The 16,089-nt window shown below is 30.4% G+C and carries 17 protein-coding genes; 11 read left to right on the forward strand and 6 right to left on the reverse strand.

The annotated features are described in order from the left end of the window. Together HMPREF2782_RS07185 and HMPREF2782_RS07190 are read left to right on the forward strand one after the other, a co-directional pair. Window positions 1-369 (forward strand): hypothetical protein (locus tag HMPREF2782_RS07185; protein ID WP_148130028.1); only part of this gene is annotated, 369 nt, incomplete at its 5' end. Between the two features lie 27 nt (window positions 370-396). Then, window positions 397-1,083 carry a ferric reductase-like transmembrane domain-containing protein gene (locus tag HMPREF2782_RS07190; protein ID WP_070641870.1) on the forward strand — a complete coding sequence of 229 codons (687 nt, stop codon included), beginning with the start codon at window positions 397-399 and terminating at the stop codon, window positions 1,081-1,083. Window positions 1,084-1,140: 57 nt separating this feature from the next. On the opposite strand, the gene HMPREF2782_RS07195 is transcribed toward HMPREF2782_RS07190, so the two are convergent. The 6 genes from HMPREF2782_RS07195 to HMPREF2782_RS07220 all read right to left on the reverse strand — a co-directional run bounded on the left by HMPREF2782_RS07195 (window position 1,141) and on the right by HMPREF2782_RS07220 (window position 6,620). Continuing rightward, entirely contained in the window at window positions 1,141-2,130 is a 990-nt protein-coding gene (locus HMPREF2782_RS07195) for a hypothetical protein (protein ID WP_070641872.1), read from the reverse strand. Beyond that, on the reverse strand, window positions 2,127-2,633 hold the full coding sequence (locus HMPREF2782_RS07200; RefSeq protein ID WP_070641873.1) for a sigma-70 family RNA polymerase sigma factor: 507 nt from the start codon (window positions 2,631-2,633) through the stop codon (window positions 2,127-2,129). Before HMPREF2782_RS07200 ends, HMPREF2782_RS07195 begins: the two co-directional genes overlap by 4 nt. Window positions 2,634-2,760: 127 nt before the next feature. Continuing rightward, on the reverse strand, window positions 2,761-3,759 hold the full coding sequence (locus HMPREF2782_RS07205) for an ABC transporter substrate-binding protein (RefSeq protein ID WP_070641874.1): 999 nt from the start codon (window positions 3,757-3,759) through the stop codon (window positions 2,761-2,763). After that, window positions 3,749-4,435: an ABC transporter ATP-binding protein gene (locus tag HMPREF2782_RS07210; RefSeq protein WP_070641875.1), complete on the reverse strand. Its 687-nt coding sequence runs from the start codon at window positions 4,433-4,435 to the stop codon at window positions 3,749-3,751. Before HMPREF2782_RS07210 ends, HMPREF2782_RS07205 begins: the two co-directional genes overlap by 11 nt. Continuing rightward, complete coding sequence (locus tag HMPREF2782_RS07215; protein ID WP_070641876.1) at window positions 4,413-5,189, reverse strand: ABC transporter permease; 777 nt, start codon at window positions 5,187-5,189, stop codon at window positions 4,413-4,415. The genes HMPREF2782_RS07210 and HMPREF2782_RS07215 overlap by 23 nt, the downstream gene beginning before the upstream one ends. A gap of 201 nt (window positions 5,190-5,390) precedes the next feature. Then, window positions 5,391-6,620: a hypothetical protein gene (locus HMPREF2782_RS07220; RefSeq protein ID WP_070641878.1), complete on the reverse strand. Its 1,230-nt coding sequence runs from the start codon at window positions 6,618-6,620 to the stop codon at window positions 5,391-5,393. Between the two features lie 192 nt (window positions 6,621-6,812). On the opposite strand from HMPREF2782_RS07220, the gene glpX reads away from it, so the two are divergent. The 9 genes from glpX (at window position 6,813) to HMPREF2782_RS07270 (ending at window position 16,089) form a co-directional block, all read left to right on the forward strand. After that, window positions 6,813-7,775, forward strand: coding sequence for a class II fructose-bisphosphatase (gene glpX / locus HMPREF2782_RS07225; protein WP_070641879.1), 963 nt, complete (start codon window positions 6,813-6,815; stop codon window positions 7,773-7,775). A 561-nt stretch (window positions 7,776-8,336) separates the two neighbouring features. Then, window positions 8,337-8,660, forward strand: coding sequence for a V-type ATP synthase subunit H (locus HMPREF2782_RS07235; RefSeq protein WP_070641884.1), 324 nt, complete (start codon window positions 8,337-8,339; stop codon window positions 8,658-8,660). Further along, the gene (locus HMPREF2782_RS07240; protein ID WP_070641885.1) at window positions 8,647-10,587 is read left to right on the forward strand and encodes a V-type ATP synthase subunit I; all 1,941 of its coding nucleotides are present in this window, start codon (window positions 8,647-8,649) and stop codon (window positions 10,585-10,587) included. The genes HMPREF2782_RS07235 and HMPREF2782_RS07240 overlap by 14 nt, the downstream gene beginning before the upstream one ends. After that, a complete protein-coding gene (locus HMPREF2782_RS07245) occupies window positions 10,580-11,047 on the forward strand; it encodes a V-type ATP synthase subunit K (RefSeq protein ID WP_004839566.1) in 468 nt (155 codons plus the stop codon). Before HMPREF2782_RS07240 ends, HMPREF2782_RS07245 begins: the two co-directional genes overlap by 8 nt. A gap of 9 nt (window positions 11,048-11,056) precedes the next feature. Next, window positions 11,057-11,608 carry a V-type ATP synthase subunit E gene (locus HMPREF2782_RS07250; protein ID WP_004839565.1) on the forward strand — a complete coding sequence of 184 codons (552 nt, stop codon included), beginning with the start codon at window positions 11,057-11,059 and terminating at the stop codon, window positions 11,606-11,608. 10 nt (window positions 11,609-11,618) lie between these two features. Further along, window positions 11,619-12,614, forward strand: a complete 996-nt coding sequence (locus tag HMPREF2782_RS07255) for a V-type ATP synthase subunit C (protein WP_070641887.1) — start codon at window positions 11,619-11,621, stop codon at window positions 12,612-12,614. Continuing rightward, window positions 12,607-12,918 (forward strand): V-type ATP synthase subunit F, encoded by a 312-nt coding sequence (locus HMPREF2782_RS07260; RefSeq protein WP_004839563.1) that lies wholly within the window; start codon window positions 12,607-12,609, stop codon window positions 12,916-12,918. The genes HMPREF2782_RS07255 and HMPREF2782_RS07260 overlap by 8 nt, the downstream gene beginning before the upstream one ends. 13 nt (window positions 12,919-12,931) lie before the next feature. Continuing rightward, window positions 12,932-14,698, forward strand: a complete 1,767-nt coding sequence (locus HMPREF2782_RS07265; RefSeq protein ID WP_070641888.1) for a V-type ATP synthase subunit A — start codon at window positions 12,932-12,934, stop codon at window positions 14,696-14,698. After that, window positions 14,698-16,089 carry a V-type ATP synthase subunit B gene (locus HMPREF2782_RS07270; protein ID WP_070605839.1) on the forward strand — a complete coding sequence of 464 codons (1,392 nt, stop codon included), beginning with the start codon at window positions 14,698-14,700 and terminating at the stop codon, window positions 16,087-16,089. The genes HMPREF2782_RS07265 and HMPREF2782_RS07270 overlap by 1 nt, the downstream gene beginning before the upstream one ends.

The following is a 16,089-nucleotide window of genomic DNA, read 5'->3' on the forward strand; positions in this document are numbered from 1 at the left end:
AAAGGAACAAAAGAAGTAGGCGAAGCTTACGTGATGGTAATAGTGAAAAAAGCTGTTAAAAAAGAAAATAGTCAAGATAAATCTTCTAGCAAAAAGGCTATAAAGAAAAAGGAAAATTCTAAAAATAAAATAGAGGAAAAACCTTCTTTAAAACCTTCTGTAAATGAGAAAAAATATCCTGATAAAAATGAATCGAATAAAGATTCTGGTAATAAAGAGTTAGAAAAAACTGAAAAAGAAAATAGTGAAAATGAAAAAGATTCTCTCAAAATTCAAAGCACAAAAAACTCTCAATTGCCCCCTTTAGAAAAAAATAAAGAGGAAATTATCATTGATGAAAGTAAAAATCCTACACAAAAGGAACAATAAGCTTATGAAAATAGAAAGGAGAATAAGATGACTTTAATTACTGGAATTTTGTTTACTATAATTTTTTATAGTTTAACTAAGGATTTGATTAAAAAATATCCTGTCATATTTTATCTAGGAATATATGCTTGGACAGGATTTGTAGTTTATTATTATAATATGGGCTTTGATAGAAATTTCCCTACTTGGTTTAATGAATATTTTATGAAGATATTTTCAAGGGGGATATTTGCTACAGCTTCATTTATGATAGTAATGTTTTTAGGAACTATTACAAAACATAATGATTTTTCAAAAAAATTGATGGCAATTCGTGGAGAAATGTCTATAATGGCAAGCTTATTAGTTTTTAGCCACAATATAATATTTGGTTTGCGTTATTTCCCAATTCTTTTTACAAATCCTAGCTCTATGCCTCAAAGACAATTAATAGCATCAATAATAACAATATTTTTATTGTTGATGCTGATTCCTCTTTTTGTAACTTCTTTTAAGACAGTTCGTCGCAAAATGAAAGCTAAAAGTTGGAAAAATTTGCAAAAAATGGCATATCCATTTTTCATAGGAATATATGTCCACGTTATGGTGTTATATTCTTCGAATTGGAAAGAAAATATGGTAGGAGTGGTTATATATACGCTTATATATTTGGCTTATATAATCCTAAGATTAAGAAAAAGAAGTATAAAAATGCAAAAATCATTGGCAAAATAAAAATAAAAAATCCTCAAAATGAATTTAATTTCATTTGAGGATTTTTTTTTCCTTATTTTATTTGGCATTTAATGAAAATTCTGCAAATTTTTCAAAGTTTCCATCACTTTCTTTTCCAGAATTTTCACTAATTTTTGAACGACTTAGGGTAAAATTAAAATTTCTTCCGTCTTTTATTTCATCTAGGCTTAGGTCTGAGAAATAATTGTTGAAAATAAAAGTTGTTGAATTTTCATCTGCAACTCTTTCATCTAAAGAAATTTTATTTCCTTTTTCGTCAACTCCTTTTAGTTCATAAACATAGGCTTGATCGAGATTTTTTATTGTTGCTGTAAGAGTAATTGGATTTATTTTCATCAATGAAATCGTGGCGTTTGTTCCTTTTATTTTTAAATTTTCAGCGAAAATTTTGTTGTCTTCGTTTATTGTATTCATTGGGGATTCTATTGAAATTATTTGGCTTTTATTTGCATCTGCAAAATATAAATCTATGCTCGCCTTATCTTTTTTTGGAAAAGATTTGTCAAAACTTATCATAAGATTTTCTGATGATGTTTTTTTATCTTCTAATAGGCCTTCTCCTCCTGATGAGCCAATAGCTTTATAAGTTTTTCCATCAACTACCACCTTATACAAATATGAATTGTTTTTTGTAGTTTCCTCTAAATTTTTTCCATTTCTTAGGGTATTTATAAATATTTTATTATCTTCAAAGGCTATATTTCCTATCACAAATGAATCTTCTCCAACTGTTACTGGTTTATTAATTTCTACCATATATTTGTAGGAATCAGGACTTGCACCAAAGGCTTCCATCATAGTTACTTTTATGTCTGTTGTAAATTTTGAAACTTCTGCTTTTACAATTGGAATATTAAGTCCAGCTACTAGGATTAAAGCAATTGCTATTGGCAAAAATTTTTTTGATTTTTGATTTTTTTTGTAGGATTTTGCAGTTTTTATTAATTTTTCTTTTTCAAAGTCGTTTAATTCGATTTTTTCAATTTCAAAATCCATATCATTTATTTTGTCATAGATATTTTTCATAATTTGCTCCTTAAAGTTTTTTTGGCACGGCTTACTTTGTTGTAGAGTCTGTCTTTTGGAATTTTTGTGATTTTTTCTAAATCATCGTAGGAATATCCTTCTATAAATAATTTTTTAAAAATCTCCCTGTCTTTTTTTGACAACATTTCAAGAATTTTTTCGCTTTCATCATAATTTTCTAAATTTTTATCATAAATAAAACCAGAAACATCATCAAGATCAAGGCAGTCGTGTTTTGCTTCTTTTCTAATGGCATCAATTGCCTTGTATTTGGCAACTCCTGCACACCAATTTTTAAAAGATGACCTAGTAGGATCATAAGAATTTATATTATCCCAAATTCCAAGGAGAGCATCGTTTAAAATTTCGTCTAAAATATTTCTTCTATTTCCTATGGTTTTTACAATAACTCCTTTTAATATAGGTCCATAAAGGTTAATGAATTCAATCAAATATTTTTCATCTTTGTTTTTAATTCCTTTTATTAAATTTTTATCATCCATTATTTCCTCCTTTGCCTATATATTCGTGTAAAGTTGAGCAAATCTATCCTTATTTTAAATTATATCTTTAATTTTTTATAAAAAAACCATCCCGATTTTTTCGAGATGGTTTATAGGTCTTAAAATTTTATTTAAATAAAAGATTAATATCAAAATCTTTTTCTATCATTTTATTATCTAGCATGAATTTTTTGGTTCTTTCAAAGCCTTTTTTATCTTCTTCTGTAATTTTTGTTGAAAAATCGTACATTGGATACATATAATCGTAGGCTTTATCGTCAAGGTCTAATTCTTTTTTTACAATTTCTTTTGTTTGGTCTTTATTTTTTTCCATAAATTCTGCTATTTCTTTTTGGGCATCATTTATTGCTTTTATTACATCTGGATGATCTTTGGCAAATTTTTCTGAGCTTGCCACACAAATTATAGCATCTATTAAATCTTCTCCGTTTGTAATTTCATAAAGTCCTGCTTCTTTTGCCTTATAAGCTGCAGGTCCTCCCAAAAGTGCTACGTCTAAATTTCCTGAATCAAGGGCAGCTGCTGCATCTGGAATTGACATATTTGAAAATTCTACGTCTTTTTCGCTCATTTTTTCTTTTTCTAAATATGCTAAAAGTTCTTGGTGTAAGTTTGTTCCTGCAGGGCCTCCGATTTTTTTGCCCTTTAAATCTGATGGATTTTTTATTGAATCATCTTTTGCAAAAAGTGAAAATGCCTTTGGTGCTTTTGAATACATATTTAAAACTTTCAAATCTTGACCATTTGCTTTTGCAAGAATTGCAGAAGAACCACCAAGTCCATAAAGCAAATCAACATCTCCGCTTGCAAGAGCAGCTGTTTGGTCTGCGCCACTTGTGATTTCCTTGTAATTAATTTTTACATTTGGAAGATGTTTTGCAAAAATTTCCTTATTTTTTTCGATAATTGATGGAACATTTAAAGGCGATGTTACATAAGTCACATTTAATTCGTCGATTGATAATTTTTCCTTGGTATTTGATGAAGGATTTGACATATTAGCATTTGAAATATTTTCGTTTGATGCATTGTCTTTGTTTGAGCATGATGTAATCGCAAAAACTAAGGCAAAAATTGATAAAATTTTTAAAAATTTATTTTTCATTTTCTTCTCCTATTATTTTTTTAAAATTTTCTCTCAAAGTTTCCTTGGAGATTTTTTTATCTTCAAGATTAAAATCAGAAACTATTTTCCCCTTTTTCATTACTATAATTCTTTGACCTAAATTGAGAGCTTCTTCAAGATCGTGGCTTACAAATAAAAATCCAGAATCTTTGATTTTCATATAAGAAATTAATTCTTTTTCAAGCCTTTCTTTGCTAATCTCATCAACAGATGCAAAAGGCTCATCCAAAAGCATAAAATTATTTGGAAAAATAAGAGCGCGAGCAAGGGAAACTCTTGCTTTCATACCTCCAGAAAGCTGAGAAGGGTAGGCGTTTTCAAAGCCTTCAAGGCCAATTATTTTAATCCACTTTTTGCAAAGATTTTCATTTTGATTTGAAAATAGAATATTTTCTTTGACATTTAGCCATGGCAAAAGCCTTGGATTTTGAAAAACTATGGAAGTTTTTATATCATTTTTAATAATTTTTCCAGAGTCAATTTCCAAAAGCCCGCCAATAGCCTTGATTAAAGTTGATTTTCCACAACCAGAAGGGCCTATTAGGATATTTCTTTTTTGGGGATTTAAAGTTAAATTTATTTTATCCAAAGCCTTTATATTTTTATCGTCGATATTATAAGTTTTACAGAGGTCAATTAGACTTATACCATTCATTTTTAAGATCTCCCTTCAAAAAAAAGCTTGCAAATTTAACAAAAATTTTGTCAGAAATCATTCCAACAAAGCCTATTAGAAAAATCCCAACAAGAACTTTATCAGTCCTAGACATAAGCCTTGAAAAATTTATAAGATAACCAAGGCCTTTTGATGCGGCTATCATTTCCGCTGCAATAATTGACCTATAAGCATAGCCAAGACTAATTCTTGCGCCAACAAAAATATCTTTCAAACTTGATGGCAGGATAATTTTTTTAAAAATTTCCTTATTGTTATAAGAAAAAGCACGGGCCATTTCAATTAAATCAGGCTCTGCTACCATAAAACCCTTTTGAATATTTAAAAAAATAGGAAAAAATGACGCCAAAAAAACTATGGCGATTTTGCTGATTTCTCCAATTCCAAGCCACAAAATCAAGAGGGGAACAAGACCAAGAGGCGGAATACTCTTAAAAAAATTCAAAATATTTGAAAAATATGGGTAGGTTTTAGGTTTTAAATAAAAAATCAAAGCCAAAAAAAAGCTTACAAGAAAAGCCAAAAAATATCCAACAAATACTCTAAAAAGGCTTGCAAAAAGATTAGCAAAAATCGAACCATCAACAAGCATAGCACAAAAAGTTTCAAAAACTTTAAAAGGCCCAGGCAAATAAATTGGCGAAAAAAATCCGATTTTATAAATAAATTGCCAAAAAATCAAAATAAGTATAAGTATTGAAAGATTTTTAAAATTAAAGTTAAATTTTTTCATAGAAACTCCCCTAATATTTTACCAGAAAATGAGAAAGTTTATCAATAATTATTTGGAAAAAATTGTAAGATTATTGATGTTTTTTAAAAATTAATATCATTCATTATCAAAAAAAAGTAAAGAAAAAACCCGTACCGACTAATAATCGATATGGGTTAAGTTTCATTTAGTTTATTTATGAAAAATTATCATAAAATTCTCTTATTCAAATTTCAAAGAATTTATAATATTTTCATTTAAAAGTTGGGTTTTATTTGTATTTTTCAATGGACCTGCAAGGATAATATTTACAAAATAATCTTTGGTTTCAAAGGCTATTTTTTCTCCTTCTAGTGAAAATTGCTCGGTATAAATTCTTACTTTTGATTTTAAAAACAATTTTTCTTTTACCATTTCTTCTTTTACTTCTCCCATTGGGCTTATAAAAGCTGGTGGAATTTGACTGCCCTGACTTTGGGCAAAAGAATTTTTCAAATCAATTGCCTTATCTTTTTTTATTTTTGAAATTATAATTTGATTTATTGTTTTTCCTGAAACTTGATTTTCATAAACGGTCAAAGCGTCGCTTTCTTGAATATTTTTCATATCTTGAGGAATATTAAAGGAAAAATCTCCCATATCAATTTTTTCTGTTGCGTAAAGATTTATATATTTGTCAAAAGATTTGAATGATTTGGCAACCATATTGAAATCTTCGCTTTCTGGATAGGTTGTCGACAATAAATCTGCCATTATATAAGGAGAGGCTTGGGATTTTTCCTTATCTTCTACAATTTGAAATTGAATAATATTTGTAGGCGTTGCCATAAATATATTTGTGTAAGAAAATTGATTATCTTCAACAATTGAATAATAAGTTTTCTTATAATCGCTTTCAAGTCCTACAGGTTTTTGAACTACATTTGCATTTTCAATTTCCGAATTATATGTTTCTTTGTCAGAAATTTTATAAAGCTCATTTTTTATTTCGTCTTCTGATTTTTTTCCTTCTTCTAATAATTTTTTTATATTAATTGAAATATCATAATCATCAGATTTTGGAAAATCAATCACATAGGTATTTTTATTAGAAGTATTAGAATAAACTTTGCACCTGTTTGGTATCCTTATATTAAAAGCTTCCAAGAAAATATTTTTGTCGTAATCAAGATTTTTAAGCTCATCTTTTGTATAAGGCTCATTGGAAGAAGTGGAAATATCATTTGGATAATCTCCCATCATTCTTTCAACGAACAAGGAATTATCTCTTTGAAATCCTTCAATATTTTCGTGCTTATATTCTAATCTTTTCTTTTTTTCTTTTTCGCTTGAAATACTATTTGCTGATATTTTTTCTTTTATTGTGCTGTCATTAGATTTATTTATACTTTCATCGAAATTTATGCAAGATGAAAAAAGTAATATAAATAAAACAATCAAAATTTTTTTCATACGATCTCCAAATTTTATTTTACCTATTGATTATATCATAAATCCTTAAAAATTAAACAAATAAAAAGATTTTTACAAAAAATTAAAAATTTTAAAAAGGTCTTTAAAAAAGTTCCACTTCTTGGTATGATAAAAATATAGGAAATGGTTTATTTCCTATTGACTTTAACAAGAGAATTTAAAGGAGAAAAAATGAATAGAGATTTAGGTATCAACTTATGTAGAGTAACAGAGGCAGCAGCTCTTGCAAGCGGAAAATATTTAGGCAAGGGTAAGAAAAACGATTCTGACAATATTGCAGTAGACCAAATGAGAGCAATGTTTAATTATTTGGGAATAAACGGCAGGGTTGTAATCGGAGAAGGGGAAATCGACGAAGCTCCTATGTTATATATAGGTGAAGAAATTGGCGATATGAGCCAAGATGATGTTGTAGATATAGCTGTAGACCCAATAGATGGAACAGCATCTCTTGCAAATGGAACTAGCAATTCAATCTCAGTAATTGCAGTTGCACCACAAGGTTGCTTACTAAATGCTCCAGATGTTTATATGAATAAAATTGCCACAGGAAGCAAGGCAAAAGGCGTAATAGATATAAAAAAATCAACCAAAGAAAATATAGAAAATGTAGCAAAAGCTTTGAACAAAAAAGTTTCAGATATTACAGTTTCAGTTTTGCACAGACCAAGACACGAAAAATTAGTTGAAGAAATAAGAGAAGCAGGGGCTAGAATTTCTATGGTAGAAGACGGTGATGTTTTGACAGCCATAGCCACAGAATTATCAGATGGAAAAATTGATTTGATAATGGGTATAGGCGGAGCACCAGAAGGTGTTATAGCAGCCGCAGCCCTTAAATGTTTGGGAGGAGATTTCCAAGGAGTATTTGCCCCATCAGATTCAAAACAAGTAAAAAGATGCCTAAAAATGGGAGTAGATTTCGACAAAGTTTACACAATAGACGATTTGGTAAAAGGCGATGACGTATTATTTGCAGCAACAGGAATAACCGATGGAACTTTTCTAAAAGGCGTATCCTACACAAAAAATAATATGGCAAAAACCCAATCACTATTATTAAGACTTCCATCAGGAACAATTAGATACATTGACTCTGTCCACAAACTAAATCAAAAACTAGACCAAAAATAAAGACAAAAACGACAAGCTTATAAAAATAAGAAGGATAGATTTTAAAATAAATTGAGATTTCTTGGGGATTATGTAAGTTTTATTTAAAAAAAATAGACTCATAATCCCCAAAAAAATGCACAAAATTTTGGATAAAACAAAATCCTTAATTATTAAATAATTAAAAGCCATAGAAAAATATGTAAAAACAAACAAAGAAAAGTACAGAGCTTTTCTATTATTTTTTATTATATTGAAAATTTTTTTATTAAAAATTTTTGATTTATTAAAAGATTTCATAAAAACTCCTCAAAGTTATTGATAACTGTTATCAATTTTATTATATAAAATCAGAAATTTTTGTCAACAAAGTACATAAAAAAAATAAATTTTTAAAATAGAATAAAAAACAAAGCAAAATTTTATAGAAAATTTTAAATTCAAAAGAATGTATTTAAAAAATTATTTGAAAATAATTATTTAATCTTTTCGAATTTTTCTATAAAAATTGATTAAAATGGGTAATATACATCTATATGGTCAATATGCTATAATTAAACTATATATAGTAGGAGGTGAAGGATGGCAAGCGATGTAATAAATCAAGTTAAAGATGCAGAAATTGCAGCTGACAAACTTGTAGACGATGCCAAAATAAAAGCCAAGGAAATAATTGAATCATCAAAAATCGAAGCAAGCAATTCTTACAAAGAAAAAATCGAAAAGGCAAAAAAAGATGCTAATGATTTAATCGAAAATGCAAAGAAAGAAGCAAGCGAAGAAAAGATTCCACTTATTGACAAGGCAAAAGATGAAAGCAAAGATATTTTAGACCAAGATGAGGGAAAAATTGAAGGGCTTTTAAATCTTTTAACAGAAAGGATTGTAAATAATGGCAATAGTTAAAATGGATAAGTTTAATCTTTTCTCTTTTGAAAATAATAGAAAAAGCCTTCTAGATATTTTACAAAAGTTTAACTATGTTCATTTTAACGATCTTGTGGTCGACGAAAAGGAAGACTACCTCAAAAAGGTATCTAACCAAGATAATCTTACAAGAATTGATGAAAAAAGATCAAAGCTAGAATATGCAATAAATTCTATAGAGAAATCTTTGGATAAGGAAGAAAAATCTTCCCTAACAAAAAAAGACATGAGTCTTGATAATCTCTATAAAGAAGGCGAAAATTTTAGGTTTGATGAAATATATCCTCAACTAAAAGAATACATTGATATAAGGGATAAAAGTCAAGATAAGATTAAAAATTTAAAAGCAGCAAATGAAGAACTAGAAAGCTTTAAGGCTTTGGATTTGGATATAAATTCTATTGAAAACTCACACAGATTTTTCGTAGAAATTGGCTCAATTGCAGATCAGTTTTATAAAGATTTTGACCAAGATTTAGTCAAAAAAGATTTTAAAACTGCCCTAGTTGTAGATCTTTCCAAAAAAGATAGCCTAAATTATCTAATAGCCATATCAAGTCTTGAAGAAGCAAAAGATTTTAGAGAATTTCTAAGAGATCATGGTTTTTCAAAAGCAAATATTAAGACCAAAAAGAAAGTTAGTGAAAAAATAGCTTTAAATCTAGAAGAAATTGAAAATTTAGACAAAAAGCTCAAAGACAGTGAAGAAAAAATCAAGCAAATGAAAATATTCTTGCCAGATTTTTACCTTTACCAAACTTATCTAGAAAATTTAAGAAAAAAAGAAGCAAGTAGCGAATTTTTCATCAAAACAAAAAGAATAGACTTCGTTGAAGGCTATATTCCTCACAATCTAAGCGACAAGTTCAAAAAAGATTTGAAGGAAGTTTTGGGAGAAGATTTTGTACTTGATATAAAACAAGCAGACAAAGATGATCCAGATGTTCCTGTAATTCTTGATAACAATAAGCTTATCAAACCTTACGAATCAGTAGTAGAAACCTACTCATTACCAAAATATAACGAAGTTGATCCAACGCTTTTGGTTTCAATTTTCTATACAATATTTACAGGTTTTATGCTTGGAGATTTGGGATATGGATTAATACTTTTTATTGGAACAATTTTACTTAGAAAATACAAAGATTTGCCAGAGTCAACTGACAAAATGGCAAGACTTTTTACAAGAGTTGGTCTTTCAGGATGTGTATTTGGACTAATATTCGGTTCATTTTTTGGAGGAATTATTCCACTACCAGGTCTAATTGATACACAAAAAGATTTCAACACCCTAATGGTTATTTCACTTATAATCGGTGGCATATCATTATTTACAGCTTTGGGCGTAAAAGCCTATATGCTAATTCGTGATGGCGATCCACTCGGTGCAATATTTGATGTATTATTGTGGTATATGGCAGTAGGTGGAGCTATAGCCTTATATTTACTTGATGGGTCAGGAAAAAATGTTGCAAAAATAATAATGATTATAGGTATGATAGGCATAGTTCTTACAGGAGGACGTGAAAATAAATCTGTTGGAGGAAAAGTTGCAGGAGGTTTATATTCTTTATATGGTATGAGTTCTTGGATTGGAGATTTTGTATCATTTTTAAGACTTATGGCGCTTGTTCTTTCAGGAGGATTTGTAGCTTATTCAGTAAACTTGATTGTAGGAATGTTGTGGCCAGCGGGAATTTTAGGAAAGATAGGAGCTATTATAGTTTTTGTAATTTTCCAATTATTTAACTTATTCCTATCAACCCTATCAGCATACGTTCACTCCCTAAGACTTGTTTATGTAGAAATGTTTAACAAGTTCTATGAAGGTGGCGGCAAGAAATTTAGACAAATGATAGAAAATAGTAAATTTATAAATATAATCACAGGAGGATACAATGGTTGATTTTTTAGTTGAAAATGGTGGAAAGATAATGGGAGCAGTTGCTGTTGCTATAGCAGTATTCTTATCAGGAATGGGATCTGCCAAAGGAACAGGAATGACAGGAGAAGCAGCTGCGGGCTTAACTGTAGAAGAACCACAAAAATTTGGTAAGGCACTTGTACTACAACTTTTACCAGGTACACAAGGACTTTACGGCTTTGTAATAGGATTTATGATTTTAGGAAAATTAGGTGGAGATCTTAATTTCCAACAAGGACTTTATTATATCTTCGCAGCTCTTCCAATTGGAGTAGTAGGATATTTCTCAGCAATAGCTCAAGCAAAAGTAGCAGTATCAGGTATGAATATACTTGCAAAAAACGAAGATAATTTCGTACAAGGAATAGTTTATGCAGTAATGGTTGAGTTATATGCAATCTTAGGATTTGTAATTTCCCTACTTCTAGTAAACAATATATAAGGCTTTATTATGAACAATCTTGATTTATTATTAGATAGAATAAAAGAAGACGGCAAAAAAGAAGCCGATCATATCCTATCTAATGGTCAAAAAAGAAAAGAAGAAATAATAAAAGAATCAGAAGAAAAAGCCCAAAAAGAAGTTTCAAAAATTATAGAAAATGCCAAAAAAGAAGCAAAAAGAATAAAAGAAAATTCAAAAGTAACTGCAAATAGACAGGCAAGAGATATAAAAATTGAAGCAAAAAATCAAGTTGTAGAAGAAGTTTTAGAAAAATTAATTGAAAAATTAGAAAAACTTGGACCAAATTCTTACAAAGATTTTGTCCTAAATAGACTCAAAGATTCAAAAATCGAAAAAGGCGAAATACTTTTACAAAAAGATATGAAATTTCATTTCAAAGAAGAAGATTTTAATGGGCTTAAAGTATCAAATGAAAGCGTAGAAGGTGGATTTGTTGTAAAAAACGGAAAAATTTCCTACGATAACACCTACAAGTCTTTGGTAAACTTTGAAAAAGATTCTTTAGAAAAAATTATAGTTGATGAAATATTTAAGTGAGGTGATTTAGATGGATAGAGAAAAATTTATCCGCCCATCCATTACTACAAGAGTATACGAAAAAAATCTCCTTACTTCAGAAAATTTAAAAAGGCTAATAGATACAGATAACCTAAATGAGGCTATATCATCCTTAAACGATACAAAATATGGCGAGCTTTTACAAAAATTAGATAGAAATGAAGATTATGAAAAAGCCCTATCTCAAATGCTTTTAAATTCATACAAAGATATGATAAAAATAAGCCCTGACGAAAACTTGGTAAAATATTTGGAAGAAAAATATAATTTTCATAATTTGAAAGTTTTATTAAAAGAGCTTATTCAAGATGAGGACTACAAGTCTATCTATATTGATATAGGAAAAATTGACCTTGTAAAAATAAAGAGAAATCTCAAAGAAGATATAAATCAAAATGACAAGTATTTTTCTTATGCAAAAAAAGCCCTAGACCTTTATAAAGAAAATAAGGATCCTCAAGATATAGACTTATCTTTGGATAAAGATTTTTATGAAAAACTTTTAGAAGATAGTGAAAATCTAGAATACGAAAGTTTAATAAAATTTACCAAAGAAAGAATTGACCTTACAAACTTAAAAACACTTTTAAGAATTAAAGGTCAAGACCAAAGTGTAGACTTATTAGAAAAAGCCCTAATAGATGGAGGAAACATTGAAAAAAATCTCTTTAGAGATTCACTAAATGCAGAAAAAACTTCATATTCAAATTTATTTTTCAAAGAAAAAATTTACCCACAAGTAAAAAATGCTTTGGAAGAAGATGATTTGTATAAGGCTATGCAAAAAATAGAAAAAATAATCGATAATCACTTGATGGATTTTGCAAAAGAAAGCAAAAAAGTAAGTTATGGTCCAGAAGTAATTATGGGTTATCTTATAAGTCGTGAAATGGAAATTAAAAACTTGAGAATTATCCTAACAGCCAAACTAAATTCACTTTCTCGTGAATTTATGGAAGAAAGGTTGCGTGATTTGTATGTATAGGGTAGCCGTAATAGGAGATAAAGATTCTGTCCTAATGTTTAAGGCATTGGGAGTTGACGTATATACAGCAGTAGATGGAGAAGATGCAAAAAAACTTGTAAATAAACTTGCCCAAGAAGATGTAGGCATAATATTTATTACAGAAGATTTTGCAGCAAAAATCCAAGATACTATAGACAAATACAGAGAAAAAATGACTCCAGCAATTATACTTATACCATCCAACAAAGAAGATCTTGGACTTGGAATGGCAGATATAAATAAGAGTGTAGAAAAAGCTGTTGGAGCTAACATTTTGAACTAAAAGGAGACCAAATTTGAATAAAGGTAAAATCACAAGAGTATCAGGTCCACTTGTAGAAGCAAAGGGATTATCTGATGCTAATATCTATGATGTGGTCGAAGTTTCAAAAGATAAGCTCATCGGAGAAATTATAGAGATGAGAGGGGATGTTGCAAATATTCAAGTTTACGAAGAAACAACTGGAATTGGACCTGGAGATGAAGTAGTTTCAACAGGAGCTCCACTATCAGTTGAACTTGGACCTGGATTACTTGAAAGAATGTATGACGGAATCCAAAGACCACTAGAAAAACTTGAATTATTGGCAGGAGAATTCCTAAAAAGAGGAGTTACAGCCCCACCACTAAATAGAGAAAAATTATGGGAATTTAAAGCAGAAAAAGAAGTTGGAGAAGAAGTAATCCCTGGAGATATTCTAGGAAGTGTTGATGAAACTTCAGTAATTAACCATAAAATTATGGTGCCAAATGGAATAAAGGGAAAAGTTAAAGAAATAAAGGATGGAGAATTTACAGTTGATCAAACAGTTGCTGTAATTGAAACAGAAAATGGCGATAAAGAATTAAATATGATTCAAAAATGGCCAGTAAGATCTCCAAGACCATTTAATAGAAAACTTGATCCAGACACACCACTTATAACAGGACAAAGAGTTATTGATACTTTCTTCCCAGTTGCAAAGGGTGGAGCTGCATCAATTCCGGGACCATTTGGATCAGGAAAAACAGTTATCCAACACCAAATTGCAAAATATGCCGACGCTGACGTTGTAATTTATGTAGGTTGTGGAGAACGTGGTAACGAGATGACCGACGTACTTGACGAATTTCCAGAACTAATAGATCCAAAAACTGGCGAATCAATCATGAAAAGAACTGTACTTATAGCAAACACATCAAATATGCCAGTAGCAGCCAGAGAAGCCAGTGTTTATACAGGAATTACCATGGCAGAATATTACAGAGATATGGGATATTCAGTTGCCCTAATGGCAGATTCTACATCAAGATGGGCAGAGGCCCTTCGTGAGATGAGTGGACGTTTGGAAGAAATGCCAGGAGATGAAGGATTCCCAGCATATCTTGCAAGCCGTATAGCAGATTTCTATGAAAGAAGTGGAAAAGTTATAGTAAACGGACAAGTAGAAAAAGAAGGATCACTTTCAGTAATAGGAGCAGTTTCTCCTCCGGGTGGAGACTTATCTGAACCTGTAACCCAAGCAACCCTTCGTATAGTAAAAGTATTCTGGGGACTTGATTATGATTTGTCTTACCAAAGACACTTCCCAGCTATAAACTGGCTAAATTCTTACTCACTCTACCAAGACAAGATGGATTCATATATAGATAAAACTGTTGATGAAAAATTCTCAAAAAACAGGATGAGAGCAATGAGTCTTCTTCAACAAGAATCATCCCTACAAGAAATTGTAAGACTAATCGGTCGTGATGGACTAAGTGATGACGATAAGTTAAAACTTGATGTAACAAAATCACTAAGAGAAGATTTCTTGCAACAAAATGCCTTCCACGAAACAGATGCTTTCTGTCCAATGGAAAAACAAGATTTAATGCTTGATACAATTCTTTATTTCTATGACAAAAGTCTAGAAGCTCTATCTGATGGGGCAAATCTTGATAGACTTGAAGAGCTTGAAGTAAAAGAAAAAATCACAAGATTAAAATTGATAAAAGATGAAAACTTGGAAGAATTCGACCAAGTTAAAGAACAAATCGACAAAGAATGCAAAGAAGCTGTAGCAAAGGGGGAGGATGAATAATGCTAAAAGAATATAAAAGCGTATCAGAAGTAGTTGGACCCCTAATGCTTGTCGAAGATGTTAGTGGAGTTGATTATGAAGAGCTAGTTGATATAGAACTTCAAACAGGAGAAAGAAGAAGAGGAAGAGTAATAGAAATTGACGAAAACAATGCTGTTGTCCAACTTTTTGAAGGATCTTCTGGAATTAACTTAAAATCAACATCAGTAAGATTTTTAGGTAGACCACTAGAACTTGGCGTAAGCGAAGATATGATAGGAAGAACTTTTGATGGACTAGGAAGACCAATCGATGATGGCCCATCAATTATTCCTGAAGAAAAAAGAGATGTAAACGGAGTTGCAATAAATCCTGTAAGCCGTGATTATCCATCAGAATTTATCCAAACAGGAGTATCAACAATCGATGGATTAAATACCCTTGTTCGTGGACAAAAACTTCCAATATTTTCAGGCTCAGGACTTCCACACAATAAATTTGCAGCCCAAATTGCAAGACAAGCAAAAGTTTTAAATGATAGCGAAGACTTTGCCGTTGTTTTTGCAGCTATAGGAATTACATTTGAAGAAGCTCAATTTTTTAGACAAGATTTTGAAAAAACAGGAGCTTTGGATAGGTCAGTAATGTTTATAAACCTTGCAGATGACCCTGCAATTGAACGTTTATCAACACCAAAAATGGCACTTACAGCAGCAGAATATTTGGCGTTTGAAAAGAATATGCAAGTTTTGGTTATCATGACAGATATGACAAACTATGCAGAAGCTCTTCGTGAAGTTTCAGCAGCAAGAAAAGAAGTTCCAGGCCGTCGTGGTTACCCAGGATATCTTTATACAGACCTTGCAACCCTTTATGAAAGAGCTGGAAAATTAAAAGGAAAACCAGGTACAATTACCCAAATTCCAATTTTAACCATGCCAGAAAATGATATAACCCACCCAATCCCAGATTTGACAGGCTATATCACAGAAGGACAAATTATTTTATCAAACGAATTGTATAACCAAGGAGTAAACCCACCAGTTTCAATTCTTCCTTCCCTATCAAGGCTTAAGGATAAGGGAATTGGTGAAGGAAAAACAAGAGAAGACCATGCAGATACCATGAACCAAATTTATGCAGCTTATGCATCTGGAGTTGACGCAAGAGAGCTTCAAAAAATCCTTGGAGATTCTGCCCTTTCAAAAGCTGACCTTGCCTTTGCAGAATTTGCAAAACAATTTGAAGAAAAATATATAAATCAAGGATTCTACACAAATAGGTCTATAGAAGATACCCTAAATCTTGGTTGGGAATTATTAAAAATCATACCAAAATCTGAACTAAAGAGAATCGATGATGAATTAATCGATAAATATTTGGATAAAGAAGAAAACAAAAAGGAGTCTTAG

Source organism: Anaerococcus sp. HMSC068A02, assembly GCF_001811125.1.
In the GTDB taxonomy this organism is placed as follows: domain Bacteria; phylum Bacillota; class Clostridia; order Tissierellales; family Peptoniphilaceae; genus Anaerococcus; species Anaerococcus vaginalis_C.